This is a genomic window from Mesorhizobium sp. M1A.F.Ca.IN.020.03.2.1 (genome assembly GCF_004023205.1).
Classification (GTDB): domain Bacteria; phylum Pseudomonadota; class Alphaproteobacteria; order Rhizobiales; family Rhizobiaceae; genus Mesorhizobium.
Genome location: NZ_RZSV01000063.1, coordinates 1 through 26,597, shown reverse-complemented (window position 1 = coordinate 26,597; position 26,597 = coordinate 1). Strand labels below are relative to the sequence as shown.

The 26,597-nt window shown below is 64.7% G+C and carries 27 protein-coding genes and 1 pseudogene; 19 read left to right on the top strand and 9 right to left on the bottom strand.

Annotated features, from left to right (window positions below):
- From EOA79_RS12960 to EOA79_RS12940, 5 genes and pseudogenes are all read right to left on the bottom strand, one after another.
- Positions 1 to 266, bottom strand: a pseudogene (locus EOA79_RS12960) (signal recognition particle-docking protein FtsY); the annotation flags it as partial.
- Between the two features lie 13 nt (positions 267 to 279).
- Positions 280 to 1,608 carry a tRNA (N(6)-L-threonylcarbamoyladenosine(37)-C(2))-methylthiotransferase MtaB gene (gene mtaB, locus EOA79_RS12955; RefSeq protein WP_095825162.1) on the bottom strand — a complete coding sequence of 443 codons (1,329 nt, stop codon included), beginning with the start codon at positions 1,606 to 1,608 and terminating at the stop codon, positions 280 to 282.
- Positions 1,608 to 2,492 carry a diaminopimelate epimerase gene (gene dapF, locus EOA79_RS12950; protein ID WP_127335757.1) on the bottom strand — a complete coding sequence of 295 codons (885 nt, stop codon included), beginning with the start codon at positions 2,490 to 2,492 and terminating at the stop codon, positions 1,608 to 1,610. Before dapF ends, mtaB begins: the two co-directional genes overlap by 1 nt.
- 116 nt (positions 2,493 to 2,608) lie before the next feature.
- The gene (locus EOA79_RS12945) at positions 2,609 to 2,770 is read right to left on the bottom strand and encodes a DUF1328 family protein (protein ID WP_066991727.1); all 162 of its coding nucleotides are present in this window, start codon (positions 2,768 to 2,770) and stop codon (positions 2,609 to 2,611) included.
- 59 nt (positions 2,771 to 2,829) lie between these two features.
- The gene (locus EOA79_RS12940; protein ID WP_095825160.1) at positions 2,830 to 3,843 is read right to left on the bottom strand and encodes an MBL fold metallo-hydrolase; all 1,014 of its coding nucleotides are present in this window, start codon (positions 3,841 to 3,843) and stop codon (positions 2,830 to 2,832) included.
- A gap of 132 nt (positions 3,844 to 3,975) precedes the next feature.
- On the opposite strand from EOA79_RS12940, the gene EOA79_RS12935 reads away from it, so the two are divergent.
- The 13 genes from EOA79_RS12935 to lpdA all read left to right on the top strand — a co-directional run bounded on the left by EOA79_RS12935 (position 3,976) and on the right by lpdA (position 17,983).
- Positions 3,976 to 4,419, top strand: a complete 444-nt coding sequence (locus EOA79_RS12935; RefSeq protein WP_245322415.1) for a VOC family protein — start codon at positions 3,976 to 3,978, stop codon at positions 4,417 to 4,419.
- 191 nt (positions 4,420 to 4,610) lie between these two features.
- Positions 4,611 to 5,150, top strand: a complete 540-nt coding sequence (locus EOA79_RS12930; RefSeq protein ID WP_095779966.1) for a protease inhibitor Inh/omp19 family protein — start codon at positions 4,611 to 4,613, stop codon at positions 5,148 to 5,150.
- Positions 5,151 to 5,228: 78 nt separating this feature from the next.
- Positions 5,229 to 6,425 carry a cell division protein ZapE gene (zapE, locus tag EOA79_RS12925; protein ID WP_095825159.1) on the top strand — a complete coding sequence of 399 codons (1,197 nt, stop codon included), beginning with the start codon at positions 5,229 to 5,231 and terminating at the stop codon, positions 6,423 to 6,425.
- A gap of 388 nt (positions 6,426 to 6,813) precedes the next feature.
- Positions 6,814 to 7,782, top strand: a complete 969-nt coding sequence (mdh, locus tag EOA79_RS12920) for a malate dehydrogenase (protein ID WP_095825158.1) — start codon at positions 6,814 to 6,816, stop codon at positions 7,780 to 7,782.
- Positions 7,783 to 7,807: 25 nt separating this feature from the next.
- Complete coding sequence (gene sucC, locus EOA79_RS12915) at positions 7,808 to 9,001, top strand: ADP-forming succinate--CoA ligase subunit beta (protein ID WP_095825157.1); 1,194 nt, start codon at positions 7,808 to 7,810, stop codon at positions 8,999 to 9,001.
- Positions 9,002 to 9,006: 5 nt separating this feature from the next.
- Entirely contained in the window at positions 9,007 to 9,378 is a 372-nt protein-coding gene (locus tag EOA79_RS12910) for a cupin domain-containing protein (RefSeq protein WP_095825156.1), read from the top strand.
- Positions 9,379 to 9,381: 3 nt separating this feature from the next.
- Entirely contained in the window at positions 9,382 to 9,879 is a 498-nt protein-coding gene (locus EOA79_RS12905) for a DUF1579 family protein (RefSeq protein ID WP_067323643.1), read from the top strand.
- A gap of 12 nt (positions 9,880 to 9,891) precedes the next feature.
- A complete protein-coding gene (gene sucD / locus EOA79_RS12900; RefSeq protein ID WP_095825155.1) occupies positions 9,892 to 10,809 on the top strand; it encodes a succinate--CoA ligase subunit alpha in 918 nt (305 codons plus the stop codon).
- Positions 10,810 to 10,921: 112 nt separating this feature from the next.
- Positions 10,922 to 13,909, top strand: coding sequence for a 2-oxoglutarate dehydrogenase E1 component (locus EOA79_RS12895; RefSeq protein ID WP_067323638.1), 2,988 nt, complete (start codon positions 10,922 to 10,924; stop codon positions 13,907 to 13,909).
- A gap of 51 nt (positions 13,910 to 13,960) precedes the next feature.
- Complete coding sequence (gene odhB / locus EOA79_RS12890) at positions 13,961 to 15,253, top strand: 2-oxoglutarate dehydrogenase complex dihydrolipoyllysine-residue succinyltransferase (protein WP_067323636.1); 1,293 nt, start codon at positions 13,961 to 13,963, stop codon at positions 15,251 to 15,253.
- A 124-nt stretch (positions 15,254 to 15,377) separates the two neighbouring features.
- A complete protein-coding gene (locus tag EOA79_RS12885; RefSeq protein ID WP_245307513.1) occupies positions 15,378 to 15,800 on the top strand; it encodes a hypothetical protein in 423 nt (140 codons plus the stop codon).
- Positions 15,797 to 16,552, top strand: coding sequence for an SDR family oxidoreductase (locus EOA79_RS12880; RefSeq protein ID WP_095825153.1), 756 nt, complete (start codon positions 15,797 to 15,799; stop codon positions 16,550 to 16,552). Before EOA79_RS12885 ends, EOA79_RS12880 begins: the two co-directional genes overlap by 4 nt.
- A gap of 24 nt (positions 16,553 to 16,576) precedes the next feature.
- Complete coding sequence (gene lpdA, locus EOA79_RS12875; protein WP_095799604.1) at positions 16,577 to 17,983, top strand: dihydrolipoyl dehydrogenase; 1,407 nt, start codon at positions 16,577 to 16,579, stop codon at positions 17,981 to 17,983.
- A 545-nt stretch (positions 17,984 to 18,528) separates the two neighbouring features.
- On the opposite strand, the gene EOA79_RS12865 is transcribed toward lpdA, so the two are convergent.
- A complete protein-coding gene (locus EOA79_RS12865) occupies positions 18,529 to 19,593 on the bottom strand; it encodes a TraB/GumN family protein (RefSeq protein ID WP_095825211.1) in 1,065 nt (354 codons plus the stop codon).
- A 258-nt stretch (positions 19,594 to 19,851) separates the two neighbouring features.
- Here EOA79_RS12865 and EOA79_RS12860 point away from each other — a divergent pair, with 258 nt between their 5' ends.
- From EOA79_RS12860 to rpsP, 5 genes are all read left to right on the top strand, one after another.
- Positions 19,852 to 20,793 carry a CPBP family intramembrane glutamic endopeptidase gene (locus tag EOA79_RS12860; protein ID WP_095825152.1) on the top strand — a complete coding sequence of 314 codons (942 nt, stop codon included), beginning with the start codon at positions 19,852 to 19,854 and terminating at the stop codon, positions 20,791 to 20,793.
- 67 nt (positions 20,794 to 20,860) lie between these two features.
- Positions 20,861 to 21,802 carry a glycosyltransferase gene (locus tag EOA79_RS12855; protein WP_095825151.1) on the top strand — a complete coding sequence of 314 codons (942 nt, stop codon included), beginning with the start codon at positions 20,861 to 20,863 and terminating at the stop codon, positions 21,800 to 21,802.
- A gap of 385 nt (positions 21,803 to 22,187) precedes the next feature.
- Positions 22,188 to 23,777, top strand: coding sequence for a signal recognition particle protein (gene ffh, locus EOA79_RS12845; RefSeq protein WP_095825150.1), 1,590 nt, complete (start codon positions 22,188 to 22,190; stop codon positions 23,775 to 23,777).
- A 6-nt stretch (positions 23,778 to 23,783) separates the two neighbouring features.
- Positions 23,784 to 24,110, top strand: a complete 327-nt coding sequence (locus EOA79_RS12840) for a chorismate mutase (protein ID WP_066991680.1) — start codon at positions 23,784 to 23,786, stop codon at positions 24,108 to 24,110.
- A 106-nt stretch (positions 24,111 to 24,216) separates the two neighbouring features.
- Positions 24,217 to 24,618 carry a 30S ribosomal protein S16 gene (gene rpsP / locus EOA79_RS12835; RefSeq protein ID WP_066991677.1) on the top strand — a complete coding sequence of 134 codons (402 nt, stop codon included), beginning with the start codon at positions 24,217 to 24,219 and terminating at the stop codon, positions 24,616 to 24,618.
- A gap of 77 nt (positions 24,619 to 24,695) precedes the next feature.
- On the opposite strand, the gene EOA79_RS12830 is transcribed toward rpsP, so the two are convergent.
- Both EOA79_RS12830 and EOA79_RS12825 read right to left on the bottom strand, forming a co-directional pair.
- Entirely contained in the window at positions 24,696 to 24,959 is a 264-nt protein-coding gene (locus tag EOA79_RS12830; protein ID WP_066991674.1) for a YMGG-like glycine zipper-containing protein, read from the bottom strand.
- Positions 24,960 to 25,194: 235 nt separating this feature from the next.
- Positions 25,195 to 25,605, bottom strand: a complete 411-nt coding sequence (locus EOA79_RS12825) for a DoxX family protein (protein ID WP_127335716.1) — start codon at positions 25,603 to 25,605, stop codon at positions 25,195 to 25,197.
- A 141-nt stretch (positions 25,606 to 25,746) separates the two neighbouring features.
- Here EOA79_RS12825 and EOA79_RS12820 point away from each other — a divergent pair, with 141 nt between their 5' ends.
- Positions 25,747 to 26,154, top strand: coding sequence for an ACT domain-containing protein (locus tag EOA79_RS12820; protein WP_095799597.1), 408 nt, complete (start codon positions 25,747 to 25,749; stop codon positions 26,152 to 26,154).
- Positions 26,155 to 26,400: 246 nt separating this feature from the next.
- On the opposite strand, the gene EOA79_RS12815 is transcribed toward EOA79_RS12820, so the two are convergent.
- Positions 26,401 to 26,597 (bottom strand): Asd/ArgC dimerization domain-containing protein (locus EOA79_RS12815; RefSeq protein ID WP_281060276.1); only part of this gene is annotated, 197 nt, incomplete at its 5' end.

Genomic DNA, 26,597 nt, shown 5'->3' with positions numbered 1-26,597 from the left:
GGCCGCGGCTCTTCTTCCGGCTGGGGCTGCGGCAGCGGCTCCGGCTCAGATGGAACGACCGGCTCCGGTGCCGGCGGGATGACGGGTTCCGGCGCCGGCGGAATGTCCGGTGAAGGTTCGGGCTTCGCAGGCTCCTGCTCGGTTTCCGGTTTCAGCGCCTCGAGCGCGTCCCATTTGATCGGCGGCAGGGGCGCGGTCTCGTCGACGCGCTCCTCGACGACTTCCTTCTTGCCGAACGAAAATATCTTCTTGAAGAAACCAGCCATACGTCTTGCAGTCTCAGGCGGCTTGCGCGGCGAGCGGCGCCGCGATCAGCCGGGCGCCGTCATGGCCGGTGACAACCGCCTCGACGATCTCACCCGGCTGTCCAACGCCAATCGCGGCAAGCGTGAAACCTTCGGTGCGGCCGAGCCCGTCGCGCTCGATCAGGATCGACTGCCGCGTGCCTGCAAGGGCGGCCAGATGGCGGCGATAGGCGGCCTCGCCGGCGGCGCGCAGCCGTGCGGCGCGCTCTTTCACCACCTCGCGGCGCGGCTGCGGCATGCGCGCGGCGGGCGTGCCCTCGCGCGGGCTGAACGGGAAGACGTGAAGATGCGTCAGGCCGCATTCCGCGACGATTTTCTCCGAGTTTTTGAACATCGCCTCGGTCTCGGTCGGGAAGCCGGCGATGATGTCGGCTCCGAAGACGATGCCGGGACGGAGCTTCCGCACGTCCTCGCAGAAGCGGATCGACTGATCGCGCAAATGCCGGCGCTTCATGCGCTTCAGGATCATGTCGTCGCCCGATTGCAGCGACAGATGCAAATGCGGCATCAGCCGCGGCTCGGTGGCAATCGCGTCGAGCAGCTCGTCGTCGGCTTCTATGGAATCGATCGACGACAGCCTCAGGCGCTTCACCTCGGGCACCTGGCGCAGGATCGTCTTCACCAGCTTCCCAAGCTTCGGGCTGCCCGGCAAGTCGGCGCCGAAGCTGGTCATGTCGACGCCGGTAAGCACGATCTCGGCATAGCCGTTGCCTGCGAGACGCTTGACCTGCTCGACCACGGCGCCCATCGGCACCGAGCGCGAATTGCCGCGGCCGTAAGGAATGATGCAGAAGGTGCAGCGATGGTCGCAGCCATTCTGCACCTGCACGAAGGCGCGCGCCCGGCCCTCAATGGCGTCGACCATGTGGCTCGCCGTCTCGCGCACCGAGAAGATATCGTTGACGCGCGCCTTCTCGGTATCGTTGACGCCGAAGTCCGGCAGCGCGCGGTAGGAGTTCGCCTTGAGCTTCTCCTCATTGCCGAGCACCAGGTCTACCTCGTCCATGGCGACGAAATTCTGCGGCTCGGTCTGCGCGGCGCAGCCGGTGACGATGATGCGCGCTTCAGGGTTCTCGCGACGGACCTTGCGGATCGCCTGCTTGGCCTGGCGCACGGCTTCGGCGGTGACGGCGCAGGTGTTGAAGATGACGGCGCCGCCTTCCAGCGCGCCGAGGCCGGCGCTTTCGGCCTCGCGGCGCATCACCTCCGATTCATAGGTGTTGAGGCGGCAGCCGAACGTGACCACGTCGATACCGTTGCCGATAGGCCCTTCGGGCGCCGGGCCCTTTTGAAGAGCGGACATCAGGCGGCGCTTTCGGTGTCGCGGGCCCAGGCGCCGGTCGAAGGGTCGAAGCTGCCGGAAAACTCCCATTCGGCGGCGCCGGTCAAAATGACGTGATCGTCGTCGCGCCACTCGACATTGAGCTCGCCGCCGCCGGGCGTGACCAGCGACACGCTGCGGCCGGTGCGCTTGGTGCGGGCGGCTGCCACCACGGCGGCGCAGGCCGCGGAGCCGCAGGCCTTGGTGAGACCCGCGCCGCGCTCCCAGGTGCGGATGAACATCGTCTCGGGCGAGGTGACCTGAGCGATGGTGATGTTGGCGCGCTCGGGAAAGATCGGATGGTTCTCGAGCAGCGGACCGAATCGGTCGAGCTCGTAGGACCAGACGTCGCGGTCGACCCAGAAGATCGCGTGCGGATTGCCCATCGAGACGACCGAAGGCGAATGCAGCACCGGCGCATCGATCGGGCCGATCTGCAGTTCGATCATGCGAGTGTCGCGGAACTCCTCGGCAAGCGGGATCTCCTGCCAGCCGAAACGCGGCTTGCCCATGTCGACCGAGATCGAGCCGTCGGCATGTTCCTGAGCATTGAGAATGCCGGCGCGGGTTTCGAAGGTGAAGGTCTTTTGGCCGGTCTCGGCCGCAAGCGCCTGCACGACGCAGCGCATGCCATTGCCGCAGGCCTGCGCACCGGTGCCGTCCGAATTCAAGATGTCGACGTAATAAGCAGTGCCGGTCGTGCGCGGATCATGGATCGCCATGATCTGATCGAACTTGGTCGCCGCGTCGGCATTGAGGGCAATCGCCGCGGCTGCCGTCACCTTGTCGGCACGGCCGCGCATATCGGCGACGATGATCTCGTTGCCGATGCCGTTCATCTTGGCGAATGGGGCAGTGCCTGCCATCTAACCGGTCGTTCCAATTCCGTTTGGCGCTATATGGCGGAAACGGGCGGGAATTACCAGTGCAACGCGACTCCCGGCCAGGACGCGGCTCTGGCCTGCCGCGGCGAATATGCGGGCTAAGTCACGGCGAAGACGCCGAGCACGATCAGCAGGAAGATGATCAGCACAATACCGATCAGGATGCGGGCACCTGTGGCGGCGGCGCCGGCGAGCGCGGGCATGCCAAGCAGGCTTGCCGCAGCGGCAACGATAAGAAGGATGATGATCCATTTGATCATGGAAGGCTCCGAGGCGGATTTGCGTTGTGCAACCAACGCGTTTGCCCGGGCTGGGTTCCTTAGCCAGACGGCGGCACATCCCATGCTTCGCCCGGGCGCATGGCGCGAAAACGCTCCGGCGAAATGCCTTCGGCCGCCAATGCCTCGGCGAGCTTTTGCGCAGGCTCCTCGATCGGTTCGTCGGTGAGCTGAAAGGTGCCCCAGTGGCAGCCGGCAGCATGGACGGCGCCGCACAGCCTCATGCCCTGGACGGCTTCCGCCGGATTCTGGTGCTGCGGGGCCATGAACCAGCGCGGCTCATAGGCGCCGATCGGCAGGATGGCCAGCCGAAACCAGCCATGCTTTTCCGCCATTCGGCGGTAGTTGGTGCCGCCGTGGAAGCCCGTGTCGCCGGCGAAATAGACCTTGCCGCCCGCCGTATCGATGACGAATCCCGCCCAAAGCGCCATGCGGCGGTCGCGCCCGCCACGCGCCGACCAGTGATGCACCGGCTCGATGTGGATGATGCCGTCGCTGGCGACTTCGACGCTGTCGCCCCAATCATGTGCCGACACGCGCATGCCGGGCACGGCAGTGCCGATGATCGCATCGTTGCCGAGCGGCGTGATCACCATCGGGTCGTGGCTTTGCTTCAGCCGCTTGAGGGTCGCGAGGTCGAGATGGTCGTAGTGGTTGTGACTGAGCAGCACCAGGTCGATCGGCGGCAAGTCGCAAAAGGCGATGCCCGGCGCGTTGACCCGCTTCGGTCCGGCGAAGCCGAAAGGCGAGGCACGCTCGGACCAAACCGGGTCGGTCAGGATATTCAGGCCGGCTGTCTGGATGAGCAGCGAGGCGTGACCCACCATGGTGAGCCGAAGCGCAGCGCCTTCGATCCGTTGTTCGGGCTTCGCCTGGGGATATGGGCTCGGCCAGGCCGCCGGCCATTTCGAGCGCCCACCGCTCAATTGCCATTTCAGCAAATCGGTGAAGCGCGCCGGCGGCCTGCCCTCGGGATTGAAAAAGAGGCTACCGTCGAAATGATCGCTGAGTGGGCCGCTATAGTAGCGGTTGGCTGCTCTTGTTCTTGCGGCCATCGTTTCTCCGCCCACTCCCTGTCGCTTGTCCTGAAATAAGGACGCCGCCGCCTGGCGCAAGCATTTTGCTGGGGAATGCCAAGGGCCAACGGTCTGCTTCGACTAGGATCGACGATGTGGAGGAACAACACCGTGGCGAAGAAGCGGACCGGGACACCGTGGATGAAGGCCGAGGATTTCGGCCGCTCGCTGCCGCATGGGCTGGGCGTCAACTTGCTTGTCACCGACATGGCGGCGATGGAGGCTTTCTGCCGCGATGTGCTAGGCGCGCGCATCATCTATGCCGACGAGGATTTCGCGGCCATCGAGCTGCTGGGCTCGATCTTCATGCTGCATGCCGACCATTCCTATCTCGACAATCCGATGACCGGCGTCTTTGCCGGAGCCGAAACGCGTGGCGCCGGCATCGAGCTGCGCCTCTATGGCGCCGATCCGGATGCGGTCGAAAAAAAGGCGGCAGCACTCGGCCACATCGTGTTGGCCGGTTCGATCGACAAGCCGCATGGCTTGCGCGAATGCTATATCGTTGGTCCGGACGGGTATCTCTTCGTGCCCAGCGCGCCGCTGCAAGCCTGAAATTTCAAGACGTTACGGTCCAATTTCTCGACTGGCGCCCCGGTAAGGAAGGCCGTCGCGACAAATTTGCAACACCAGCTCCGAAAACCCTATTTTAACCATATCGGGTTGAAATTCTGCCACCTTCGCCATCTTGGTGAAGCGAGTGTTTACGCGGACGGCGCCCCCCACCGGATCCGACGGAGGTTGGAATGACTTTTTCGAAGACTGGCCTTTTGGCCGTATCGCTGGCCGCGCTCGTTGCGAGCGGCTGCTCGACCTCGCGCTTCTCATCGATGGACGATCAGCAGCCGGCGCCGCTCACGCCGGCGCCCTCCGGCACGGTGACGCAGAACCAGCTGCCGCCACCGGCTGCTCCGGGCACCACCGACCCGTCGCAATTCCCCACCGCGCCGAAGAACAGTCAGATGGCTTCTCTGCCGCCGGACGGTTCGGCGCCCACGGGCGCTGCGGACCTGACCGCGGCCAGCGTCGCCGGCGTCTGGAATGTCAGTGTCTCCGGCCAGAGCTGCAAAGTGGCGACGCCGCAGACCAAGTTCGGCGCCGGCTACCGCGCCGGTCCGCTGCATTGCCCGGCTCCGATCGACGGCATCAAGTCGTGGAATGTCGCCGGCAAGCAGCTGACGCTCTACGACGAAAACGGCGGCACGCTGGCCAGGCTCTATTCCTCCGGCGGCGAAAAGTTCGACGGCCAGACTTCCAACGGCCAGCCGATCTCGCTTACAAGGTAGGGCGGACCCTCCACTATTGTTTCACGCAGTTTCGGATGACAAGCCGCTTTCCGAAATTGCCCGAGAACGACGTGACCTATGCACCTGCGTGACGGCCTTCAGACGCATGCGACCGTCAGGCAGCGCTACGACCATCTGGTGGAAACCGGCGTGGTCGAACGCGATCCGGCGCAGGAGCGCGTCGTCGCCGCGCTCGACCGGCTGACCGACGAGATCTCCGCAAAAAGGCTGGCGCAGAAATCGAGCGCGCTGGGCTGGCTGTTCGCGCGCAGCAACAAGCCGCGCGAGGCCGTCAAGGGCATTTACATCCATGGCGGCGTCGGGCGCGGCAAGACGATGCTGATGGACATGTTCTTCGATCTCCTGCCGGTCAGGCGAAAGCGCCGCGTCCATTTCAACGATTTCATGGCCGACGTGCAGGACCGCATCCAAAAACACCGGGCGGCGCGCAAGAACGGCGATGTCAAGGAAGACGATCCGATCCCGCCGGTGGCGAGGGCGCTGGCCGAGGAGGCCTGGGTGCTGTGCTTCGATGAGTTTTCGGTCACCGACATTGCCGATGCCATGATCCTGTCGCGCCTGTTCTCGGCGCTGTTTTCCAAAGGCGTCGTGCTGGTCGCCACCTCCAACGTCGCGCCTCATGACCTTTATCGAGACGGCCTCAACCGGCAGCTTTTCCTGCCCTTCATCGGCCTGCTCGAACGTCATGCGCATGTGCTGACGCTGGATGCCGAAAAGGACTACCGGCAGGAAAAGCTCAACCGCTTGCCGATCTATGTCACGCCCGCCGACGCCGCGGCCGACCGCGCGCTCGACGACGCTTGGAAGACGATGACACATGGCAGGCCGACCGCGGCGATGACGCTGACGCTGAAAGGGCGTCAGCTCGTGGTGCCGCGCGCTGCCGGCGATGCCGCCCGTTTCTCCTTCGCCGATCTCTGCGAAAAGCCGCTCGGCGCGCGCGACTATCTGGCCATCGCCGACCGCTTCTCGACCGTCTTCATCGACCATGTGCCGGTGCTCGGCGAAGGCAAGCGCAACGAAGCCAAGCGTTTTATTCTGCTCATCGACACGCTTTACGACCACCACATGCGGCTGGTGATGAGCGCCGCCGCGCCCCCCGAGGTGCTCTACATCGCCAGGCGCGGCACGGAAGTCTTCGAATTCGAGCGCACTGCCTCGCGACTGATCGAAATGCAGAGCCGCGACTGGCTGGAAGGCTGGGCGGAGAGGCGGCAAGTCGGGGCGGAACCCGCGGAGGCGCGGCAGGCGTGAACGTAGCCGCCTGGAGTCGTCATCCTTAGACAGAGCGACGCGAAGCGATAAGCGCTTCGTCGCTTGAATGCGCACCTGCCAAACCGCTCGGCCGCCCCACTTGCCTCTGTCCGCCCGTCCTAAAATCACAACGGCGTCATCGCCGGGATGAAGGCCTTCTGATTTCATCGTTTATTGTATAAATTCTGTTCAGTTACCTCGAAAATTTTGACGTTTACGTAATTCCCAATGCATCTAACCGATTGAAAACACTAGGTGCAAAATAACCGTTTGAATTTTCTCCATGCCGGAGCTATTGGGTTCGGCGAAATCCTGCGGTTTCCCGCATTCCTTCCGGCCCCCGGCCCCCGTCACGGCACCGTCACAGACAAAGGGAAAACATCCTGACATGGCACGCAACAAGATAGCGCTCATCGGCTCGGGCATGATCGGCGGCACGCTCGCCCATATGATCGGCCTGAAGGATCTCGGCGACGTGGTGCTGTTCGACATCGCCGAGGGCATTCCGCAGGGCAAGGGTCTCGACATCGCCCAGTCCTCGCCGGTCGACGGATTTGACTCCAGACTGACAGGCGTCAACGACTATGCCGGCATCGAGGGCGCGGATGTCTGCATCGTCACCGCCGGCGTGCCGCGCAAGCCCGGCATGAGCCGCGACGATCTTCTCGGCATCAATCTCAAGGTCATGGAACAGGTCGGCGCGGGTCTCAAGAAATACGCGCCGAAGGCGTTCGTCATCTGCATCACCAACCCGCTCGATGCCATGGTCTGGGCACTGCAGAAGTTTTCGGGCCTGCCGACCAGCCATGTCATCGGCATGGCCGGCGTGCTGGACAGCGCCCGCTTCCGCTACTTCCTGGCGGAAGAGTTCAAGGTCTCGGTCGAGGACGTCACCGCCTTCGTGCTCGGCGGCCATGGCGATTCGATGGTACCGATGATCCGCTATTCGACCGTGTCGGGCATCCCGCTGCCCGACCTCGTCAAGATGGGCTGGACCTCCAAGGACAAGCTCGACCAGATCGTGCAGCGCACCCGCGACGGCGGCGCCGAGATCGTCGGCCTCTTGAAAACGGGCTCAGCCTATTACGCGCCGGCCGCCTCGGCCATCGCCATGGCCGAATCGTACCTGAAAGACAAGAAGCGCGTGCTGCCCTGCGCTGCGCACCTGTCTGGCCAGTACGGCGTCAAGGGGACCTATGTCGGCGTCCCCGTGGTGATCGGCGCCGGCGGTGTCGAGCGCGTCATCGAGATCGACCTCTCCAAGGCCGAGCAGAAGATGTTCGACAATTCGGTGGCGGCCGTGCAGGGCCTCACCGAGGCCTGCACCAAGATCGCCCCGCATCTCGCCGGCAAGTAATCGTCCCTCTCCGGAGACCAAGCGCATGAACATCCATGAATATCAGGCCAAGGCGCTGCTGAAGTCGTTCGGCGCGCCCGTCGCAAGCGGCGTTCCGGTGTTCAAGGCGAGCGAGGCGGAAGCCGCCGCCAAGACGCTGCCCGGCCCGCTCTATGTGGTGAAGAGCCAGATCCATGCCGGCGGCCGCGGCAAGGGCAAGTTCAAGGAACTCGGCCCCGACGCCAAGGGCGGCGTGCGGCTGGCGAAGTCGGCGGCCGAAGTGGTCGCCAACGCCAACGAGATGCTCGGCCAAACGCTGGTCACCAAGCAGACCGGACCGGCCGGCAAGCAGGTCAATCGCCTCTATATCGAGGACGGCGCCGATATCGACCGCGAGCTCTATCTGTCGATCCTGGTCGACCGTTCCGTCGGGCGCATCGCCTTCGTCGTCTCGACCGAGGGCGGCATGGATATCGAGGCGGTCGCGCATGACACGCCGGAAAAGATCCTCACCGTCGCCATCGATCCGGAAAAGGGCGTGACGGCCGATGATGTGAAGAAGCTCAACGCAGCGCTGCAGCTCGACGGCGATGCGGCGCAAGACGGCGGCACGCTGTTCCCGCTGCTCTACAGGGCCTTCATCGAGAAGGACATGAGCCTGCTCGAGGTCAATCCGCTGATCGTCATGAAGAACGGCCAGCTGCGCGTGCTGGACGCCAAGGTGTCGTTCGACAACAACGCTCTCTTCCGCCATCCCGACGTGATGGAGCTGCGCGACACCACCGAAGAGGATGAGAAGGAGATCGAGGCGTCGAAATACGACCTCGCCTATGTCGCGCTCGAGGGCAATATCGGCTGCATGGTCAACGGCGCCGGCCTCGCGATGGCGACGATGGACATCATCAAGCTCTACGGCGCCGAGCCGGCCAACTTCCTCGATGTCGGCGGCGGAGCCTCGAAGGAGAAAGTGACGGCGGCCTTCAAGATCATCACCAAGGATCCGGCGGTCGAAGGCATCCTGATCAACATCTTCGGCGGCATCATGAAGTGCGATGTCATCGCCGAGGGCGTGATCGCCGCGGTCAAGGAAGTCGGGCTGAAGGTGCCGCTGGTCGTGCGGCTGGAAGGCACCAATGCCGAGCTCGGCAAGAAGATCATCAATGACAGCGGCTTGAACGTCGTCTCGGCAGACGACCTCGACGACGCGGCCAAGAAGATCGTCAAGGCGGTGAAGGGCTAAAGCGGATGCCTCCGCGCAAGATAAATCTGGTCGAGGCGGCGGATGCGAAGATCGCCAAGGTCTTCGATCCGCACATCGCCGGCGACGTCAACGACAGCCAAGCCAAGGTCGCCAAGTTCGGCGAGGTTTTCGACTGGCACGCGCATGATGACGAGGACGAGGCCTTCCTCGTGCTGCGCGGCAAGATCGCCATCGATTTCCGCGACGGGCCGGTCGAGGTCGGCGAGGGCGATTTCATTGTCGTGCCGCGCGGCGTCGAGCATCGGCCGCGGTCGCTGACTGTCGAGCCCGTGGTGCTTATGTTCGAGCCGGCGACCACCCTCAACACCGGCAATGCCCAAAGCGACCTCACCGTCACCGATCTGAAGCGGCTCTGAGCCATGAACGCGACGCCTTTCTCATCCCTCTCGGCCGATCACCAGCGCCTGCAGGCGCTGGTCGGCGCGTGGCGTGGCGAGGAAGATGTCGCGGCGACGCAATGGACCGATGCCGGCGCCGCGACTTCGGAAGTGCTTGCGGACGCGCAGTTCGGCGGCCAGTTCGTGGTCCAGCGCTACCGCCAGCGCCGCGACGGCACGATCTCGTTCGGCGCGCATAATGTGTTCGGCTTCGATCAGCCGAACGACGTCGTCACCATGCATCAGTTCGACTCGATGGGTTTCGTGCCGGTCACACCGGCTACGGGCACATGGAACGGCAACGAGCTTGTGCTGGAACGGTCGTCGCCGCGCGGCTCGGCTCGCGTGACTTACAGTTTTGACGGCACTGATACTTACCGCATGCGATTGCACTTCAAGCCCGCCGGCAGCGACGCCTGGCAAGACATGGTGAGCGGCCTCTACCGGCGCGTTTCGCCTTCCTCGATCAACGGTTTTTAGAAAAGGGCCGCGATGTCCATTCTCGTCGACAAGAATACCAAGGTGCTGGTGCAGGGCCTGACCGGCAAGACCGGCACCTTCCATACCGAGCAGGCGCTGGCCTATCACGCCACCAAGATGGTTGGCGGCGTCCATCCGAAGAAGGGCGGCGAGACCTGGACCGGCGCGAAGGGAGAGACCCTGCCGATCTTCGCCACCGTCGCCGAGGGCAAGGAGAAGACCGGCGCCAACGCCTCCGTCATCTATGTGCCGCCGGCAGGCGCGGGCGAAGCGATCATCGAGGCGATCGAGGCCGAGATCCCGCTGATCGTCTGCATCACCGAGGGCATCCCGGTTATGGACATGGTCAAGGTCAAGGTGCGGCTCGACCGCTCCTCCTCGCGGCTGATCGGCCCGAACTGCCCGGGAGTTTTGACCCCCGACGAATGCAAGATCGGCATCATGCCCGGCAACATCTTCCGCAAGGGCTCGGTCGGCGTTGTTTCCCGCTCGGGAACGCTTACCTATGAAGCGGTCTTCCAGACCAGCAATGTCGGCCTCGGCCAGACCACTGCTGTCGGCATCGGCGGCGACCCGGTCAAGGGCACCGAGTTCATCGACGTGCTCGAGATGTTCCTCGCCGACGACGAGACCAAATCGATCATCATGATCGGCGAGATCGGCGGCTCGGCCGAGGAAGACGCCGCGCAGTTCTTGAAGGACGAGGCAAAGCGCGGCCGCAAGAAACCGATGGCGGGCTTCATTGCCGGGCGCACGGCGCCCGCCGGCCGCACCATGGGCCATGCGGGCGCGGTGATCTCCGGCGGCAAGGGCGGCGCGGAAGACAAGATCGCGGCGATGGAATCGGCCGGCATCAAGGTTTCGCCGTCACCGGCGCGGCTCGGCACGACGCTGGTCGAGGCGATCAAAGGTCAAGGGAGTAGGGAGTAAGGGAATAGGGCAGCAGGGAAAGATCAGCGGCAAAAAATGCCCTACTCCCCTACTGCCTTACTCCCCTACTCCCTTCCATAAAAGGAGACGGAGCCAGGCTCCGCAGACGAAAATGGCAAGACAAGATCAGGCCAACGACCAATTCTCGCTCACCTCGTTCCTTTATGGCGGCAATGCCGACTATATCGACGCGCTCTATGCCGCCTATGAGGACAACCCCGGCTCCGTCGATCCGGAATGGCAGGACTTCTTCGCCGCGCTGAAGGACGATGCGGGCGACGTGCGCAAGAACGCCAAGGGCGCTTCCTGGGCGAAGCCTTCCTGGCCGATGCAGGCCAATGGTGAGCTGGTTTCGGCGCTCGACGGCAATTGGGGCCTGGTCGAAAAGCACATCGAAAAGAAGGTGAAGGAAAAGGCGGTCGTCAACGGCGCGGCCCTTTCCGATGCCGACGTTCACCAGGCGACGCGCGATTCGGTGCGCGCCATCATGATGATCCGCGCCTTTCGCATGCGCGGCCACCTGCACGCCAATCTCGACCCGCTGGGCATCGCCAAGCCGCTTGAGGACTATAACGAGCTGTCGCCGGAGAATTACGGCTTCACCGAAGCCGACTACGACCGGCCGATCTTCCTCGACAATGTGCTGGGGCTCGAGTTCGGCACCATCCGGCAGATGCTTGATATCCTCACCCGCACCTATTGCTCGACGCTCGGCGTCGAGTTCATGCACATCTCCGACCCTGAGGAAAAGGCCTGGATCCAGGCGCGCATCGAGGGCGCCGACAAGGAGATCACCTTCACTGCCACCGGCAAGAAGGCGATCCTGTCGAAGCTGGTCGAGGCCGAAGGCTTCGAGCAATTTATCGACGTCAAGTACAAGGGCACCAAGCGCTTCGGCCTCGACGGCGGCGAGTCGCTGATCCCGGCGCTGGAGCAGATCATCAAGCGCGGCGGCCAGCTCGGCCTGAAGGAGGCCGTGCTCGGCATGGCCCATCGCGGCCGCCTCAACGTGCTTTCGCAGGTCATGGCCAAGCCGCACCGCGCCATCTTCCACGAATTCAAAGGCGGCTCGGCCGCTCCCGACGACGTCGAGGGCTCGGGCGACGTGAAGTACCATCTCGGCGCTTCCTCGGACCGCGAGTTCGACGGCAACAAGGTGCACCTGTCGCTGACGGCCAACCCCTCGCACCTGGAAATCGTCGACCCGGTCGTGATGGGCAAGGCGCGCGCCAAGCAGGACCAGCTCGCTGGCCGCGAGCGCGGCGAGATCGTGCCGCTGTCCGAGCGCGCCAAGGTAATGCCGCTGCTGCTGCATGGCGACGCGGCGTTTGCCGGCCAGGGCGTGATCGCGGAGATGTTCGGGCTCTCCGGCCTGCGCGGCCACCGCGTCGCCGGCACGCTGCATTTCATCATCAACAACCAGATCGGCTTCACCACCAATCCGCGCTTCTCGCGTTCCTCGCCCTATCCGTCGGATGTGGCCAAGATGATCGAAGCGCCGATCTTCCACGTCAACGGCGACGATCCGGAAGCGGTGGTGCATGCCGCGAAGGTGGCGACGGAATTCCGCATGAAGTTCCACAAACCGGTGGTGGTGGACATGTTCTGCTACCGCCGCTTCGGCCACAATGAAGGCGACGAGCCGTCCTTCACGCAGCCGATCATGTACCGCAACATCCGCAGCCATAAGACGGTTGTGCAGGTCTATGCCGATCGGCTGATCGCCGAGGGTCACATCACCCAGGCCGAGGTCGACAAGATGCGGGCCGACTGGCGCGCGCATCTGGAACAGGAGTGGGAAGTCGGCCAGTCCTACAAGCCGAACAAGGCCGACTGGCTTGACGGCGCCTGGTCCGGCCTGCGCACGGCCGACAACCAGGACGAACAGCGGCGCGGCAAGACCGCGGTGCCGGTCCGCACGCTGAAGGAAATCGGCAAGAAGCTGACCGACGTGCCGAAGGATTTCGAGGCACACAAGACGATCCTGCGCTTCCTCGAGAACCGCCGCCAGGCGATCGAATCCGGCGACGGCATCGACTGGTCGACCGCCGAGGCGCTGGCATTCGGCGCCATCCTGCTCGACGGCAATCCGATCCGGCTCTCCGGCCAGGATTCGGAGCGCGGCACCTTCTCGCAGCGCCATTCCGTGCTCTACGACCAGCGTGACGAGACGCGCTACATTCCACTCAACAATCTATCTGCGGCCCAGGCCGGCTACGAAGTCATCAACTCGATGCTCTCGGAAGAGGCGGTGCTCGGCTTCGAATATGGCTACAGCCTTGCCGAGCCCAAGGCGCTGACGCTTTGGGAAGCGCAGTTCGGCGATTTCGCCAACGGCGCCCAGGTGGTGTTCGACCAGTTCATCTCGTCCGGCGAGCGCAAGTGGCTGAGAATGTCGGGCCTCGTCTGCCTCCTGCCGCACGGCTATGAAGGCCAGGGGCCGGAGCATTCCTCGGCCCGCCTCGAACGCTTCCTGCAGCTCTGCGCCGAGGACAACATGCAGGTGGCGAACGTCACGACGCCGGCTAACTATTTCCACATCCTGCGCCGGCAACTGAAGCGCGACTTCCGCAAGCCGCTGATCCTGATGACGCCGAAGTCGCTGCTGCGCCACAAGCGGGCGGTGTCGACGCTGTCGGAGATGGCGGGCGAAAGCTCGTTCCACCGCCTGTTGTGGGACGATGCGCAGCTCTTGGCCGACCAGCCGATCAAGCTGGTGAAGGATTCCAAGATCCGCCGCGTCGTGCTCTGCTCCGGCAAGGTCTATTACGACCTCTATGAGGAGCGCGAGAAGCGCGGCATCACCGACATCTACCTGCTGCGCGTCGAGCAGCTCTACCCGTTCCCAGCCAAGGCGCTGATCACCGAGCTGTCGCGTTTCCGCAACGCCGAGATGGTGTGGTGCCAGGAGGAGCCCAAGAATATGGGCGCCTGGTCGTTCATCGATCCTTATCTCGAATGGGTGCTGGCGCATATCGACGCCAAGCATCAGCGGGTGCGCTATACCGGCCGGCCGGCCTCGGCCTCGCCGGCCACTGGGCTGATGTCGAAGCATCTCAGCCAGCTTTCCGCCCTGCTCGACGACGCGCTGGGTGAATAAGCAGACCCGGACCAAACAGACCTTAAGAAGACAAGAGAACGGACAGGCACAATGGCTACCGAAATCCGCGTCCCCACTCTCGGCGAATCCGTCACCGAGGCGACCGTCGGCAAGTGGTTCAAGAAGGTCGGCGACGCGATCGCCGCCGATGAGCCGCTGGTCGAGCTCGAAACCGACAAGGTGACGGTGGAGGTGCCCGCCGCGGGCGCCGGGACGCTCTCCGAGATCACCGTCAAGGAAGGCGAGACGGTCAATGTCGGGGCGCTGCTCGGCTCGATTTCGGCCGGCGGCGCAGCCGCCGCTCCCGCCACCAAGCCGCAGGCGGTGGCGCAGGCGTCCAGTCCGGACGCCGCATCCACGACCAAGCAGGCCGCCGCCGAAACCGCCAAGATGGCCGGCGACGCCGGCCCGGTCGAGCCGCGCACCATGCCGCCGGCGCCGGCCGCGGCCAAACTGATCGCCGAGCACAATCTCTCGGTCGAGCAACTGACGGGCTCCGGCAAGCGCGGCCAGGTACTGAAGGGCGACGTCCTCGATGCCATCGCCAAGGGCGCGCCATCGCAGCCGGCCGAGACGCCGAAAGCGGCTCCTGCTCCTGCTCCCGCACCGGTCGCGGCCCGCGCGCCGTCGACGGCCGACGATGCTTCGCGCGAGGAGCGCGTGCGCATGACCAAGCTGCGCCAGACGATCGCGCGCCGGCTCAAGGAGGCGCAGTCGACCGCCGCCATGCTCACCACCTTCAACGAGGTGGATATGAGCGCGGTGATGGCGCTGAGGGCCAAGTATAAGGACGTGTTCGAGAAGAAGCATGGCGTGAAGCTCGGCTTCATGGGCTTCTTCACCAAGGCCGTCACCCATGCGCTGAAGGAGATCCCGGCGGTCAATGCCGAGATCGACGGCGCCGACATCATCTACAAGAACTTTGCGCATGTCGGCGTCGCCGTCGGCACCGACAAGGGCCTGGTGGTCCCGGTCGTGCGCGATGCCGACCAGATGTCCATCGCCGAGATCGAGAAGGAGATCGGCCGGCTGGGCCTCGCCGCGCGCGACGGCAAGCTTTCGGTTGCCGACATGCAGGGCGGCACCTTTACGATCTCCAACGGCGGCGTCTACGGATCGCTGATGTCGACGCCGATCCTCAATGCGCCGCAGTCCGGTATCCTCGGCATGCACAAGATCCAGGAGCGGCCGGTGGTGGTCGGCGGCCAGATCGTCATCCGCCCGATGATGTATCTGGCGCTCAGCTACGACCACCGCATCGTCGACGGCAAGGAAGCGGTGACCTTCCTCGTCCGCGTCAAGGAAAGCCTGGAGGATCCCGAGCGGCTGGTGCTCGATCTCTGAGGTGGAGCATGAAGGCTCGCGGGCGGGGCGGCGAGTGAAGGCCCGTTGGCTCAGCACCGCGAGGCCGGTCGCGCTTGCCGCCGGTGCGGCTCTCGTAGCAGCCGATGCCCAGGCCGGTTGCCCGATCCAGCTTGCCGCCTATGGCGAGGCGAAAAGCGGCGCCGAGATCGATTTCAGCCCGACGGGTACCTCGGCGACGATCGCCAACACATTCCGCATGATACTCGACAACAATACCGTGCTCGATGGCATCGCCATGTGGACCGAGGGCTCCGCCGGGCGGCCGCACGGCTCGCTGATGTACAAATGCCCGACCGGCGACGTCACCGGCGAGGAGCTCGCCGCCTGCACGGTCTGGGAAGGCGTGATCTATAGCGCCGATGAGAAGGGCGTCGTGGGTCTGCTGCCGGCCGAGGGCGCGGATGCGCCGAAGAGCCTGATCTTTCCCGATCTCGGACCGTCGCTCGAAATGTCAGCCGCTTATGGTCCGGCGGGCTTCTCAAAAGTACCGTGGGACGTCTTTGCCCTGAAAGGCTGCCAGGAATGAATGCCGACAAGAAGACGCTGCTGGTCACCGGCGGCAGCCGCGGCATCGGCGCTGCCATATGCCGGCAGGCCAGTCGGGCAGGCTATGGGGTGGCGATCAACTATGTCTCCAACCGGGCCGCCGCCGAGGCGCTCGTCGCCGAGCTCGAAGCCGCAGGCGGCGAGGCCTTCGCGGTCAGGGGCGATGTCGGCAACGAGGCCGATGTGGTGGCGATGTTCGAGGCGGTGGACCGGGCCTTCGGCCGGCTCGACGCCTTCGTCAACAATGCCGGCATCGTCGACGTCAAGGCGCGTGTCGATGAGATGAGCGCCGAGCGGATCGAGCGCATGATGCGCATCAACGTCGTCGGCTCCTTCCTCTGCGCCCGCGAGGCCGTCAGGCGCATGTCGACCCGTCACTGCGGCAAGGGCGGCGCCATCGTCAATCTGTCCTCGGCGGCGGCACGACTGGGCTCGCCCGGCGAATATGTCGACTACGCCGCTTCCAAGGGCGCGATCGACACGCTGACCGTTGGTCTGGCGCGCGAGGTGGCGCTGGAAGGCATCCGCGTCAATGCCGTCAGTCCAGGCATCACCGAAACCGACATCCATGCCTCCGGCGGCCAGCCCGAGCGCGTGGCGCGGATGCAGGATCTGCTGCCGCTGAAGCGCGCGGGCACGGCCGACGAGGTCGCGAGCGCGGTTCTCTACCTTTTGTCGGACGCGGCCTCCTATATAACGGGCGCGATCCTGAATGTGAGCGGCGGCCGCTGAAGGCCAGACCAGAAGGACACCATCATGGCTTATGACGTCGTAATCATCGGATCGGGACCGGGCGGCTATGTCTGCGCCATCAAGGCGGCACAGCTCGGCCTGAAGACAGCGGTGGTCGAGAAGAACGCCACCTTCGGCGGCACCTGCCTCAATATCGGCTGCATCCCGTCGAAAGCCCTGCTCCACGCCTCCGAGATGTTCGCCGAAGCCGGTCATGCCTTCGATATGCTCGGCATCGAGGTCGGCGCGCCAAAACTCAATCTCAAGAAGATGCTGGCGCACAAGGATGCGACCGTGGCCTCCAACGTCAACGGCGTCGCTTTTCTCTTCAAGAAGAACAAGATCGACTCGTTCCGCGGCACCGGCAAGGTGATCGGCGCCGGCAAGGTGTCGGTCACCGGCGAGGGCGGCAAGGTCGAGGAGATCGAGACCAAGAACATCGTCATCGCCACCGGTTCCGACGTCGCCGGCATTCCGGGTGTCAAGGTCGACTTCGACGAGAAGGTGATCGTGTCCTCGACCGGCGCGCTGTCGCTGGCCAAGGTGCCGGGCAGTCTTGTGGTGGTCGGCGGCGGCGTCATCGGGCTCGAGCTCGGCTCGGTCTGGGCCAGGCTCGGCGCCAAGGTCACGGTTGTCGAGTTCCTCGACACCATCCTCGGCGGCATGGATGGCGAGGTCTCGAAGCAATTCCAGCGGCTGCTGTCCAAGCAGGGCTTCGAGTTCAAGCTCGGCGCCAAGGTCACCGGCGTCGCCAAATCCAAGAAGGGCGCCAGCGTGACGTTCGAGCCGGTCAAGGGCGGCGCGGCGGAAACGATCGAGGCCGATGTCGTGCTGGTCGCGACCGGACGCCGCCCCTATGCCGACAGCCTTGGATTGAAAGAAGCCGGCGTCGAGATGGACGAGCGCGGCCGGGTCAAGTCCGACGGGCATCTGAGGACCAACGTGCCCGGCATCTATGCCATCGGCGACGTCATTGCCGGGCCGATGCTGGCGCACAAGGCCGAGGACGAGGGCGTGGCGGTAGCCGAGACGATCGCCGGCCAGGCCGGTCATGTGAACTACGACGTTATCCCGAGCGTCGTCTACACCAGTCCCGAAATCGCCTCGGTCGGCAAGACCGAAGAGGAGCTGAAAAAGGCCGGCATCGACTACAAGGTCGGCAAGTTCCCTTTCAGCGCCAATGGCCGCGCGCGGGCCATGCTGCACACCGACGGCTTCGTGAAGATCCTCGCCGACAAGGCGAGCGACCGCGTGCTCGGCGTTCATATCGTCGGCTTCGGCGCCGGCGAGATGATCCACGAGGCGGCGGTGCTGATGGAGTTCGGCGGCTCCTCGGAAGACCTCGCCCGCACCTGCCATGCCCACCCGACCATGTCGGAGGCGGTCAAGGAAGCGGCGCTGGCCACGTTCTTCAAGCCGATCCATATTTAGGTGCTCGTCACGGCCGGCGCCGAACGCCCGAGGATGGCAAAGGTGTAGTTAAACAAAAACGGCCCGCCTTTCGGCGGGCCGTTCGTCGTGGAGCTATAGCCTGATCACGGAGACGGCGCAGGTGCCGGAGCCGGGGCAGGCGTCGGAGTGGGCGCGGGTGCCGGGGCTGGCGTCGGAGCTGGAGCAGGCGTTGCGGGCGCAGGTTCAGGCGTTGCAGGCGCCGGGGCCGGCGTCGTCGCGGCCGGCGGCTCGGAAGTCGCGGGGGCGTGCTCGCCACCGGTTCTGCCAAAAACATAATACGCAACAATGGCCAGGATAATGACAACTAGGGCGATCAGCCACCCGCTGCCGCCACCACCGCCCCTCGAGGGCGGCGTGCTCGACGGGGTGTAGGGGTCGTTAGGGTTCGCCATGAAACGTGTCCTCCTTGGAATGAAAGGCATCAAATAGCAGCCATCAACGCGCGGATCCCCTAATGGGTTTCACGCAGGCGGACGGAAAGCGCTGAAAAACCGGCATTTTCCGCTCCCCAGCCGCCAGACGACTCAGTTGACGGCGGTAACACTATACCCCGCTTTGCGGAAATCTTCGACCAGTCCGTCAGGGCCGGGCAGATGCAGCGCGCCGACCGCCATGAAGGCATTGCCCCTGGCCAGAATCGGCATGGCATGCGCGACCATGACCTTGTTGCGGCTGGTGATCATGGTCTGCTCAAAGGCGGCATAGCCGGCCTGGTCATCCGCCGTGTCGGGCAGCACGGCGCGAAACAGCGGCCAGAACATGCCGACCTCGCCGCGTTGGTAGAGCACGATCATGGTTTCGTTGACGTCGTTCACCTTGTCGCCGAGCTTCAGCGTCTCGACCAACCCCTTCATGTGGTAGGCGAGCGGCAGCGAAGCCATGGCGCGCAACTGGTCGACGGCGGTTTCCAACCCCTCGACGTCCTTGCCGGACGCTTTGGCGTCGGCGGCCAGCTTGACGTCCAGCACCGGCGCGCCGGCGCTCTGGCGCGCCACCTCGCAGGCCGGCAGCGCCACCATGGCCGACAGGATCCACGGCTTCATCTTGGCCACCGTCAGAGGCGGAATGCCGCGTGCGTCAAGCCCCTTGTTCAGCACCGCTGCATCCTCGGGCGACAGCAGCGAGGATAGCGTCGTGTTGTCCGTGAACATCATCAGGCCAGGCTCGGCGGCCATGGCGGCCATCATCTTGGCCTTGTCGAGGGCGTCGGTGGTTTCGATGATGATGGTGTCGGCGCCTTCATAGGCTTTTTGGGCCGCGGCAGGCAGCGTGGTGACGCGCGCGTCCGTCATGTGCATGGTGCCGAAGAGATAGGACGGCTTCTCGCCCGGTTTCTCGAGCTTCCACAACAGCCCCCGGCCGTTTGGAACGGCGGCGGCTTCGGTCTCGACCTTCTTGAAGGCGGCGGGATCGCTCTTTGCAAGACCTGCCAGCAGGTCGCTGCCGCCGCAGGCGGGCGCTTCGGCATGCGCGCGACCGGCCAGCAGCAGCACGAGCAGGAACGAAAGGAAAAACAGCACGTTGAGCGCTGCAAGCAGCTTCAACGAGACGAGGGCCGCGCGGTCGGCGATGGCGATAACGCGTTTCATGGCAAGCTTCTTAAGCGTAAAAAGCGGCAAAACGGTTAATCGAGAGCCGAAATTGTTGTCGACCGGCCCGGATTCCCGGCAGCAGCGTTAGACGGGTGGCCCTGCACCGATGGAAGGCCATGGCTAATCTGCAGGCAGTTTCGGTGATCCCTGCGGTCGAGCGGCCCAACTGGTTGCTGGATTTGACGGGAGCGATTGCGCCGAAAACGCCGATCCCCTAGATCATGCGACCGTAAAGCGCCCGGCAGGGGACCCCGTGTGATCATCGACAACGCCGCCTTCGAGCGCTACCGGCGCTCGCCGAACGAGAAAACCACCCTGCTCCGGCTCCTGCTCGGAACGGCGATCGTCGTTCTCTTCTGGCTCGCCGTGACGCTGGTCGTGCTCGTCGCCGGCACCGCCGCCTTCATCGTCTTGCGCCTCCCGGGCCCGGCGACCGGACAGCCGATCCAGGATTTCCTTGCCTCTCCCGCCGGCATCCTCACCGTGCTGGCGTCCTTTGCCGGCATTTGGATCGGTCTTTGGGCCGCGATGCGTTTCGTTCATGGCGAGCCGCTCTCGGCGCTGATCGGCCCAGACCGCCGCATCTCGCGCGGCGGGTTTCTCAAAGGCCTGGTCGCGGTTCTGACAACCTCCTTGTTCTCCGAGGTGCTGCTCTATTGGCTGCAGCCGGAGATCGTCCGCGGATCGATCGCGTTCTCGTCCTGGCTGCTCTTGCTTCTCGCGATCGTGCCGCTCGCCTTTCTGCAGACCTCATCGGAGGAGGCTCTGTTCCGTGGCTATCTGCTGCGTGGCCTCGCCAGCCGCTTTGGCAGCCCGCTGATCTGGGCCGCGCTGCCGGGGCTTCTGTTCACCGCGTTGCATTGGAGCCCGGCCTCGACGCTTGCCATCAATGCCAGCGTGCTGGTCTCGATCGCCGCCTTCGCGCTGCTGCTGACGCTGCTGGTCTATGTGACCGGCAATCTCGGCGCTGCATTCGGCGCCCATCTCGGCAACAATCTGATCGGCTTCCTGCTGATCTCGCACCAGCAGAGCTACAATTCCTTCGCCCTGTTCAACGCCAAGCCGCTGGAAGGCCCCGGCTGGACCAATTGGGACGCCGTTCTCATCGCCGCGATCGGCATCGTAAGCACGCTGCTGACGATGCTCCTGCTTCTGCATCGCCGCTCACCCCTGAAGGTCGGGCCGGACGAGCCATGATCCAAAAAAGCGGAAACCGGTTTCTTGATCGGATCGTGGTCAGGCGGAAAACCGACGGGCTCGCCTGATGCGCATCACGCTGGTGGCGGAACGCACCATTCCCTGCAAAGGCTATGGCGGCACTGAGCGGCAGGTCGACTGGCTGGCAAAAGAGCTTTCGCGTCTCGGCCACAAGGTGGTCCTGATCGCCGGTCGCGGCTCGAGCCATCCGCTGTGCGAAGTGCGGCAGGCCTCTTCGGCCGCCGAATGCCGCGCTGCGATCCCGGCCGACACCGACATCGTGCATTTCAATGGCTGGTACATCGAGATTTCGCGACCGGCGCTCTATACGATGCACGGCTTCGACCCGGAATTCACGCAAAACAGGCCAAACTGGAACTTCGTCAGCGCCAGCCATGCGCGCAACCATGGGCGGGAAACCTTCGTCCACAACGGCTTTCCGGTCGACGCCTATCGGCTGTCCGCCGGCAAGACGGACAGGCTTCTGTTTCTGGCCGGCATCGCCCGCGCCGGCAAGAACCTCAACCGGGCTGTCGATCTCGCCCGTGCGTTCGATTTCCATCTCGATATCGCCGGCGGCTCGCGCTGGCAGCTCCTGCAGCGCACCAAGGTTCGCCGCCAGGGTGTCTTCTTCAAGAGCCTCGGCCGCCGCTTCCGCTACCACGGCGTCGTCGACGGCGACGAGAAGCTGCGCCTGCTGGGAGAAGCCAGAGCTTTTCTCAACCCGATCGCCTGGGAAGAGCCGTTCGGCATGGCGCCGGTCGAAGCGATGCTCTGCGGCACGCCGGTGTTGACGACACGGCGCGGCGCGCTGCCCGAAATCGTCGACGGCGCCACCGGTCGCCTCTTCGACACCGATGCCGAGTTCGCGCAGGCCTTGGCCGACATCGCCGGCTTGTCCCCTGAGCAGTGCCGTGCATCCGCCGCCGCGCGATTTCCCATCGCCAAGACGGCAAACGGCTATCTCGATCTCTATACGCGCATCCTGGACGGCGAAAAGCTGCTCTGAACCGCCTTTGGGCGCGGTGTCTTGCTCTTCAAAACGACCCCAGCCTTGACTCCGCCGCCGATTTCCTGTCTAGACGCACACGAATTCCGCGACGAGACCCTCTCCGCGAAAGCCGACCAGGACGCCGAAGCCTCTTTGAGGCGAGAGCTGTAAACCGATCCTGGAGGCCAACACCCGGCAGCGCGATGCGCCCCCGGGTGCTTTTTGGCTTTGCGCTTTTGCTTGGCGACCCGGCGCGAACGCACTACCTCTCGGGTCGAATGAACCGAGATCGAAGGAAGCAAGATGTTTGAATCACTGCAGGAGCGCACAAGAGGCGTGGAGGGCCGCAGGCCCGACAGCGATCGGCATGAATCCAAGGCGCTCTCGCACGGCGGTCTGATCAATGTTTGAGTCCCTGCAAGAGCGCCTTGGCTCCATCCTGAACGGCCTGACCGGCCGCGGTGCGCTGTCGGAGGCGGACGTCTCGGCGGCGCTGCGCGAGGTGCGCCGGGCACTGCTTGAGGCCGATGTGGCGCTGGAGGTGGTTCGCTCTTTCACCGAAAAGGTGCGCGAGAAAGCGGTTGGCGCCGCGGTGCTGAAGTCGATCAAGCCCGGACAGATGGTCGTCAAGATCGTCCATGACGAGCTGGTCGATATGCTCGGTGCCGAGGGCGTCGCTATCGACCTCAACGCGCCCGCGCCCGTCGTCGTCATGATGGTCGGCCTGCAGGGTTCCGGCAAGACGACGACCTCGGCCAAAATCGCCAAGCGCCTTACCGAGCGTCAGAACAAGAAAATTCTGATGGCCTCGCTCGACACGCGGCGTCCGGCCGCTCAGGAGCAGCTGCGCCAGCTCGGCGAGCAGACCAAGGTCGCCACGCTGCCGATCATCGCCGGCCAAAGCCCGGTCGATATCGCCAAGCGCGCCGTGCAGGCGGCAAAGCTCGGCGGCCACGACGTCGTCATCCTCGACACGGCCGGCCGCACCCATATCGACGAGCCGCTGATGGTCGAGATGGCCGACATCAAGAAGGTGTCGTCGCCGCACGAAATCCTGCTGGTCGCCGACTCGCTGACCGGCCAGGACGCCGTCAACCTAGCGAAAAGCTTCGACGAGCGCGTCGGCATCACCGGCCTGGTGCTGACCCGCATGGACGGCGACGGCCGCGGCGGCGCCGCGCTTTCGATGCGCGCCGTCACCGGCAAGCCGATCAAGCTGATCGGCACCGGCGAAAAGATGGACGGGCTGGAGGAATTCCACCCCAAGCGCATCGCCGACCGCATCCTCGGCATGGGCGACATCGTCAGCCTAGTCGAGAAGGCCGCCGAGACCATCGACGCCGAGCAGGCGGCGGCGATGGCCAAGAAGATGCAGTCAGGCAAGTTCGACCTGAACGACCTTGCCGCGCAGCTTCAGCAGATGTCGAAAATGGGCGGCATGGGCGGCATCATGGGCATGATGCCCGGCATGGGCAAGATGAAGGACCAGCTCGCCGCGGCCGGCTTCGACGACAAGATGTTCCGCCGGCAGCTCGCCATCATCTCCTCGATGACCAAGGCCGAGCGCGCCAACCCCGATATCTTGAAGCACTCGCGCAAGAAGCGCATCGCCGCCGGCTCCGGCACCGACGCGGCCGAGATCAACAAGCTCTTGAAGATGCATCGCGGCATGGCCGACATGATGAAGGCGATGGGCGGCAAGGGCAAAGGCGGCGGCATGATGCGCGGCATGATGGGCGGCCTTGCCTCGAAGATGGGCCTTGGCGGCATGATGCCCGGCGGCGGCATGCCCGACCTTTCCAAGATGGACCCGAAGCAGCTGGAGGCCTTGCAGAAGCAGGCCCAGGCTGCCGGTCTCGGCAAAGGCCTGCCGGGCGGGCTGCCCGGCGGACTTCCCGGCGGCGGGTTGCCGGGCCTGCCCGGCGGCATGAAACTGCCGGGCCTTCCCGGTCTCGGCGGCGGCGGGCTGCCTGGCCTTGGCAAGAAGAAGTGAGGGGCGATGAACGAAGAGAAGGACATGGCCGAGGCACGCGCCGTTCTGGCGGGCTACCGCGCTTCGATCGACAACATCGACGCCGCCCTCATTCATATGCTGGCTGAGCGCTTCCGCTGCACCAAGGCGGTCGGCGTGCTGAAGGCCGAGCATGGCCTGCCGCCGGCCGACCCGGCGCGCGAGCAGCAGCAGATCGCCCGCCTGCGCCAACTGGCGAAGGATGCGCATCTCGATCCGGATTTCGCGGAGAAATTTCTGAACTTCGTCATCCGCGAAGTTATCCGGCATCACGAACAGATCGCCGCTAACAACGGCGTGACGAAAACCGGCTGAAGCTGGTGCATGTCGCCCAACTGCGCAGCGGTCTTGGGATTACGACTTGCACAACGCCAAAGCCGCAACCCAATCAACCAACTCAGAGCTTGTTAGGAGATAAAGAATGGCACTGAAGATCAGACTGGCCCGTGCGGGCTCGAAGAAGCGTCCCTATTACCACGTCGTCGTCGCCGACGCCCGTTCGCCGCGCGACGGCCGTTTCATCGAGGCGCTCGGCTCGTGGAACCCGCTGCTGCCGAAGGACGGCGAACGCGTGAAGGTCGACGCCGACCGCGTCAAGCACTGGCTCTCGCACGGCGCCCAGCCGACCGACCGCGTGCTGCGCTTCCTCGACGAGGCCGGCATCGCCAAGCGTCCGGCCCGCTCGAACCCGAACAAGGCCCTGCCGGGCAAGAAGGCGCAGGAGCGCGCAGCCCTGCTGAAGAAGGCCCAGGAAGACGCCGCCGCTGCCGTTGCGGCCGCGTCCGCAGCACCCGCCGAGGCGGAAGCCGCGACCGCCGAGTAGTCTCGGCCCCCGGTCAAAACAGGTCAAAAGAACGGCGGGCCAACCCCGCCGTTCTTTTGGTCAGGCCTGTTGATACCTCAATATCCCGACGGGCAACGAGCAATATAAACGCGCCCGTAGCGGTCCCGATAACGGCACTTGCCGCTTTCGCTGGCACGGCCGATCAACGCGCCGGCCACGGCGCCGACAGCGCCACCGACCACTGCGCCCTCGACCGGGTCATTGGCAACGGCTGCTCCGACCGCAGCACCGCCCAAGCCGCCGATCGCCGCTCCTTTTTCCGTCTGCGAACAGGCGCCCAGCGCCACCGTCAGCACCAGAATGGTAATCGCTTTCTTCATTTCAGTTCCTCTCTCACGGGATCGCCGTCCTCGCCGCCAAGCTTTAACTCGCAAACGGCTAATTTGATCCCGAAGGGAACGAATATTGCTGTTTCGAAGGCAGGCGCGGGTTGCGCCAACCGGCCTCGACAGCATTGAGAGTGCTCACGAATTAGCGTTCGGTAACGCAGCTTGGCAACCCGGCTTCGAAGCCTTGCGGTCGCCGCAGCCGGTGGAATCACCAGAACGAACCGCCTCAGCGGCTGAACGGGATCAGCGCGCGCACTCTGGGGTCGCGCAGATAGAGCCCGCCCCACAGGACAACAGCAAGATAGACGCCGAAAAGCGTGTGCGAAAGCAGCGGGTTGCCGATGCGCACATGCGTGGAAATCGCGCCGCCCATATAGGGGGTGAGCAGGATGGCGCCGAGCACGGACGTGCGCGGCAGCGCATAAAGCACAGTCGAGATCAGGCCGACGATGCCGAGCAGCCGCGCGGTGTTTGGGTCATCCGGCCAGCCGAGCTGCGCCATCGTCTCGGTGACGATCTGCAGCGGCGGCAGCTTGATGACGCCGTCGAAGATCATGAAAAGGATGACAATGGCGCTAAGCGCGCGCCCGGTCCACAAGGCGCCGTTCGAGACGGGAGCGGTTTCTGAAATGCTCATTGGTGTTCCCTCCTTGGTTGGAGCCTGGCTGTTTTGCCAGTTTCGAGCCAAGGACGGCGGGCAGGGCGGCGATCCGACAAGGGCCGGTGCGCTTTTTTCGAACGCATGATTGAGTGAGAATGCATGACCGAAGGAGAGAGAATGACCGGCGAGACCAATCTCCAAAGACTACTGGCGTCGATGACGCCGAAACTGCTCCCCGATGTCCATGTTTTCGCGACGCTGGCGCCGGGTGTGGCCGTGCCGCACGGTCTTGATCCGGTCATGCAGTTTCGCGAGCGGGAAGGTCTGACGCTGATCGTGTCGGAGGACCAAGCGAAGCTAGCCGGCCTCGCCGGCACGTTCCCCTGCCGGATGATCACGCTCGACATCCATTCGTCGCTCGACGCCGTCGGCTTTCTGGCCGCGATCACGACGCGGCTCGCCGCTGCCGGCATGGGCGTCAATCCGGTCTCGGCCTTTTATCATGACCATCTGTTTGTCCCGGCGGAGCGGGCGGAAGAGGCGCTCGGCATCCTGCGGCAGCTGGCTGCGGAGAACAGTGGCTAGCGCCTCAGCACATGGAAGCAGCGGGCATCGCTCGTCACACCCATTGCGGCGCCACCCTCATCCTCCTGCCGCGACCTTTCCCGTGAACGGGGAAAAGAGAGCTATCGGCGGAAGGCCGCCCGCGACGCGCGGCCCGTGAGCGAGAGCCCAACGGCCGAAGGCCGAGCCCGCGACCGCGGGCCGCCGGTCGTCCGGCGCCCTCGCGGAGGGCCAGCCGCGAAGCGGCGGTGCCGCCCGTGAGCGAAATTAAGCCGCCTTCTTCTTCGGCTGGATCAGGCCCCGCTCGACCAACAGCTCGGCGATCTGGACGGCGTTGAGCGCCGCGCCCTTGCGCAGATTGTCGGAGACGACCCACATCGACAGGCCGTTATCGACGGTCGAATCCTCGCGGATGCGCGAGATGAAGGTGGCGTCCTCGCCGGCCGACTCGAGCGGCGTGATGT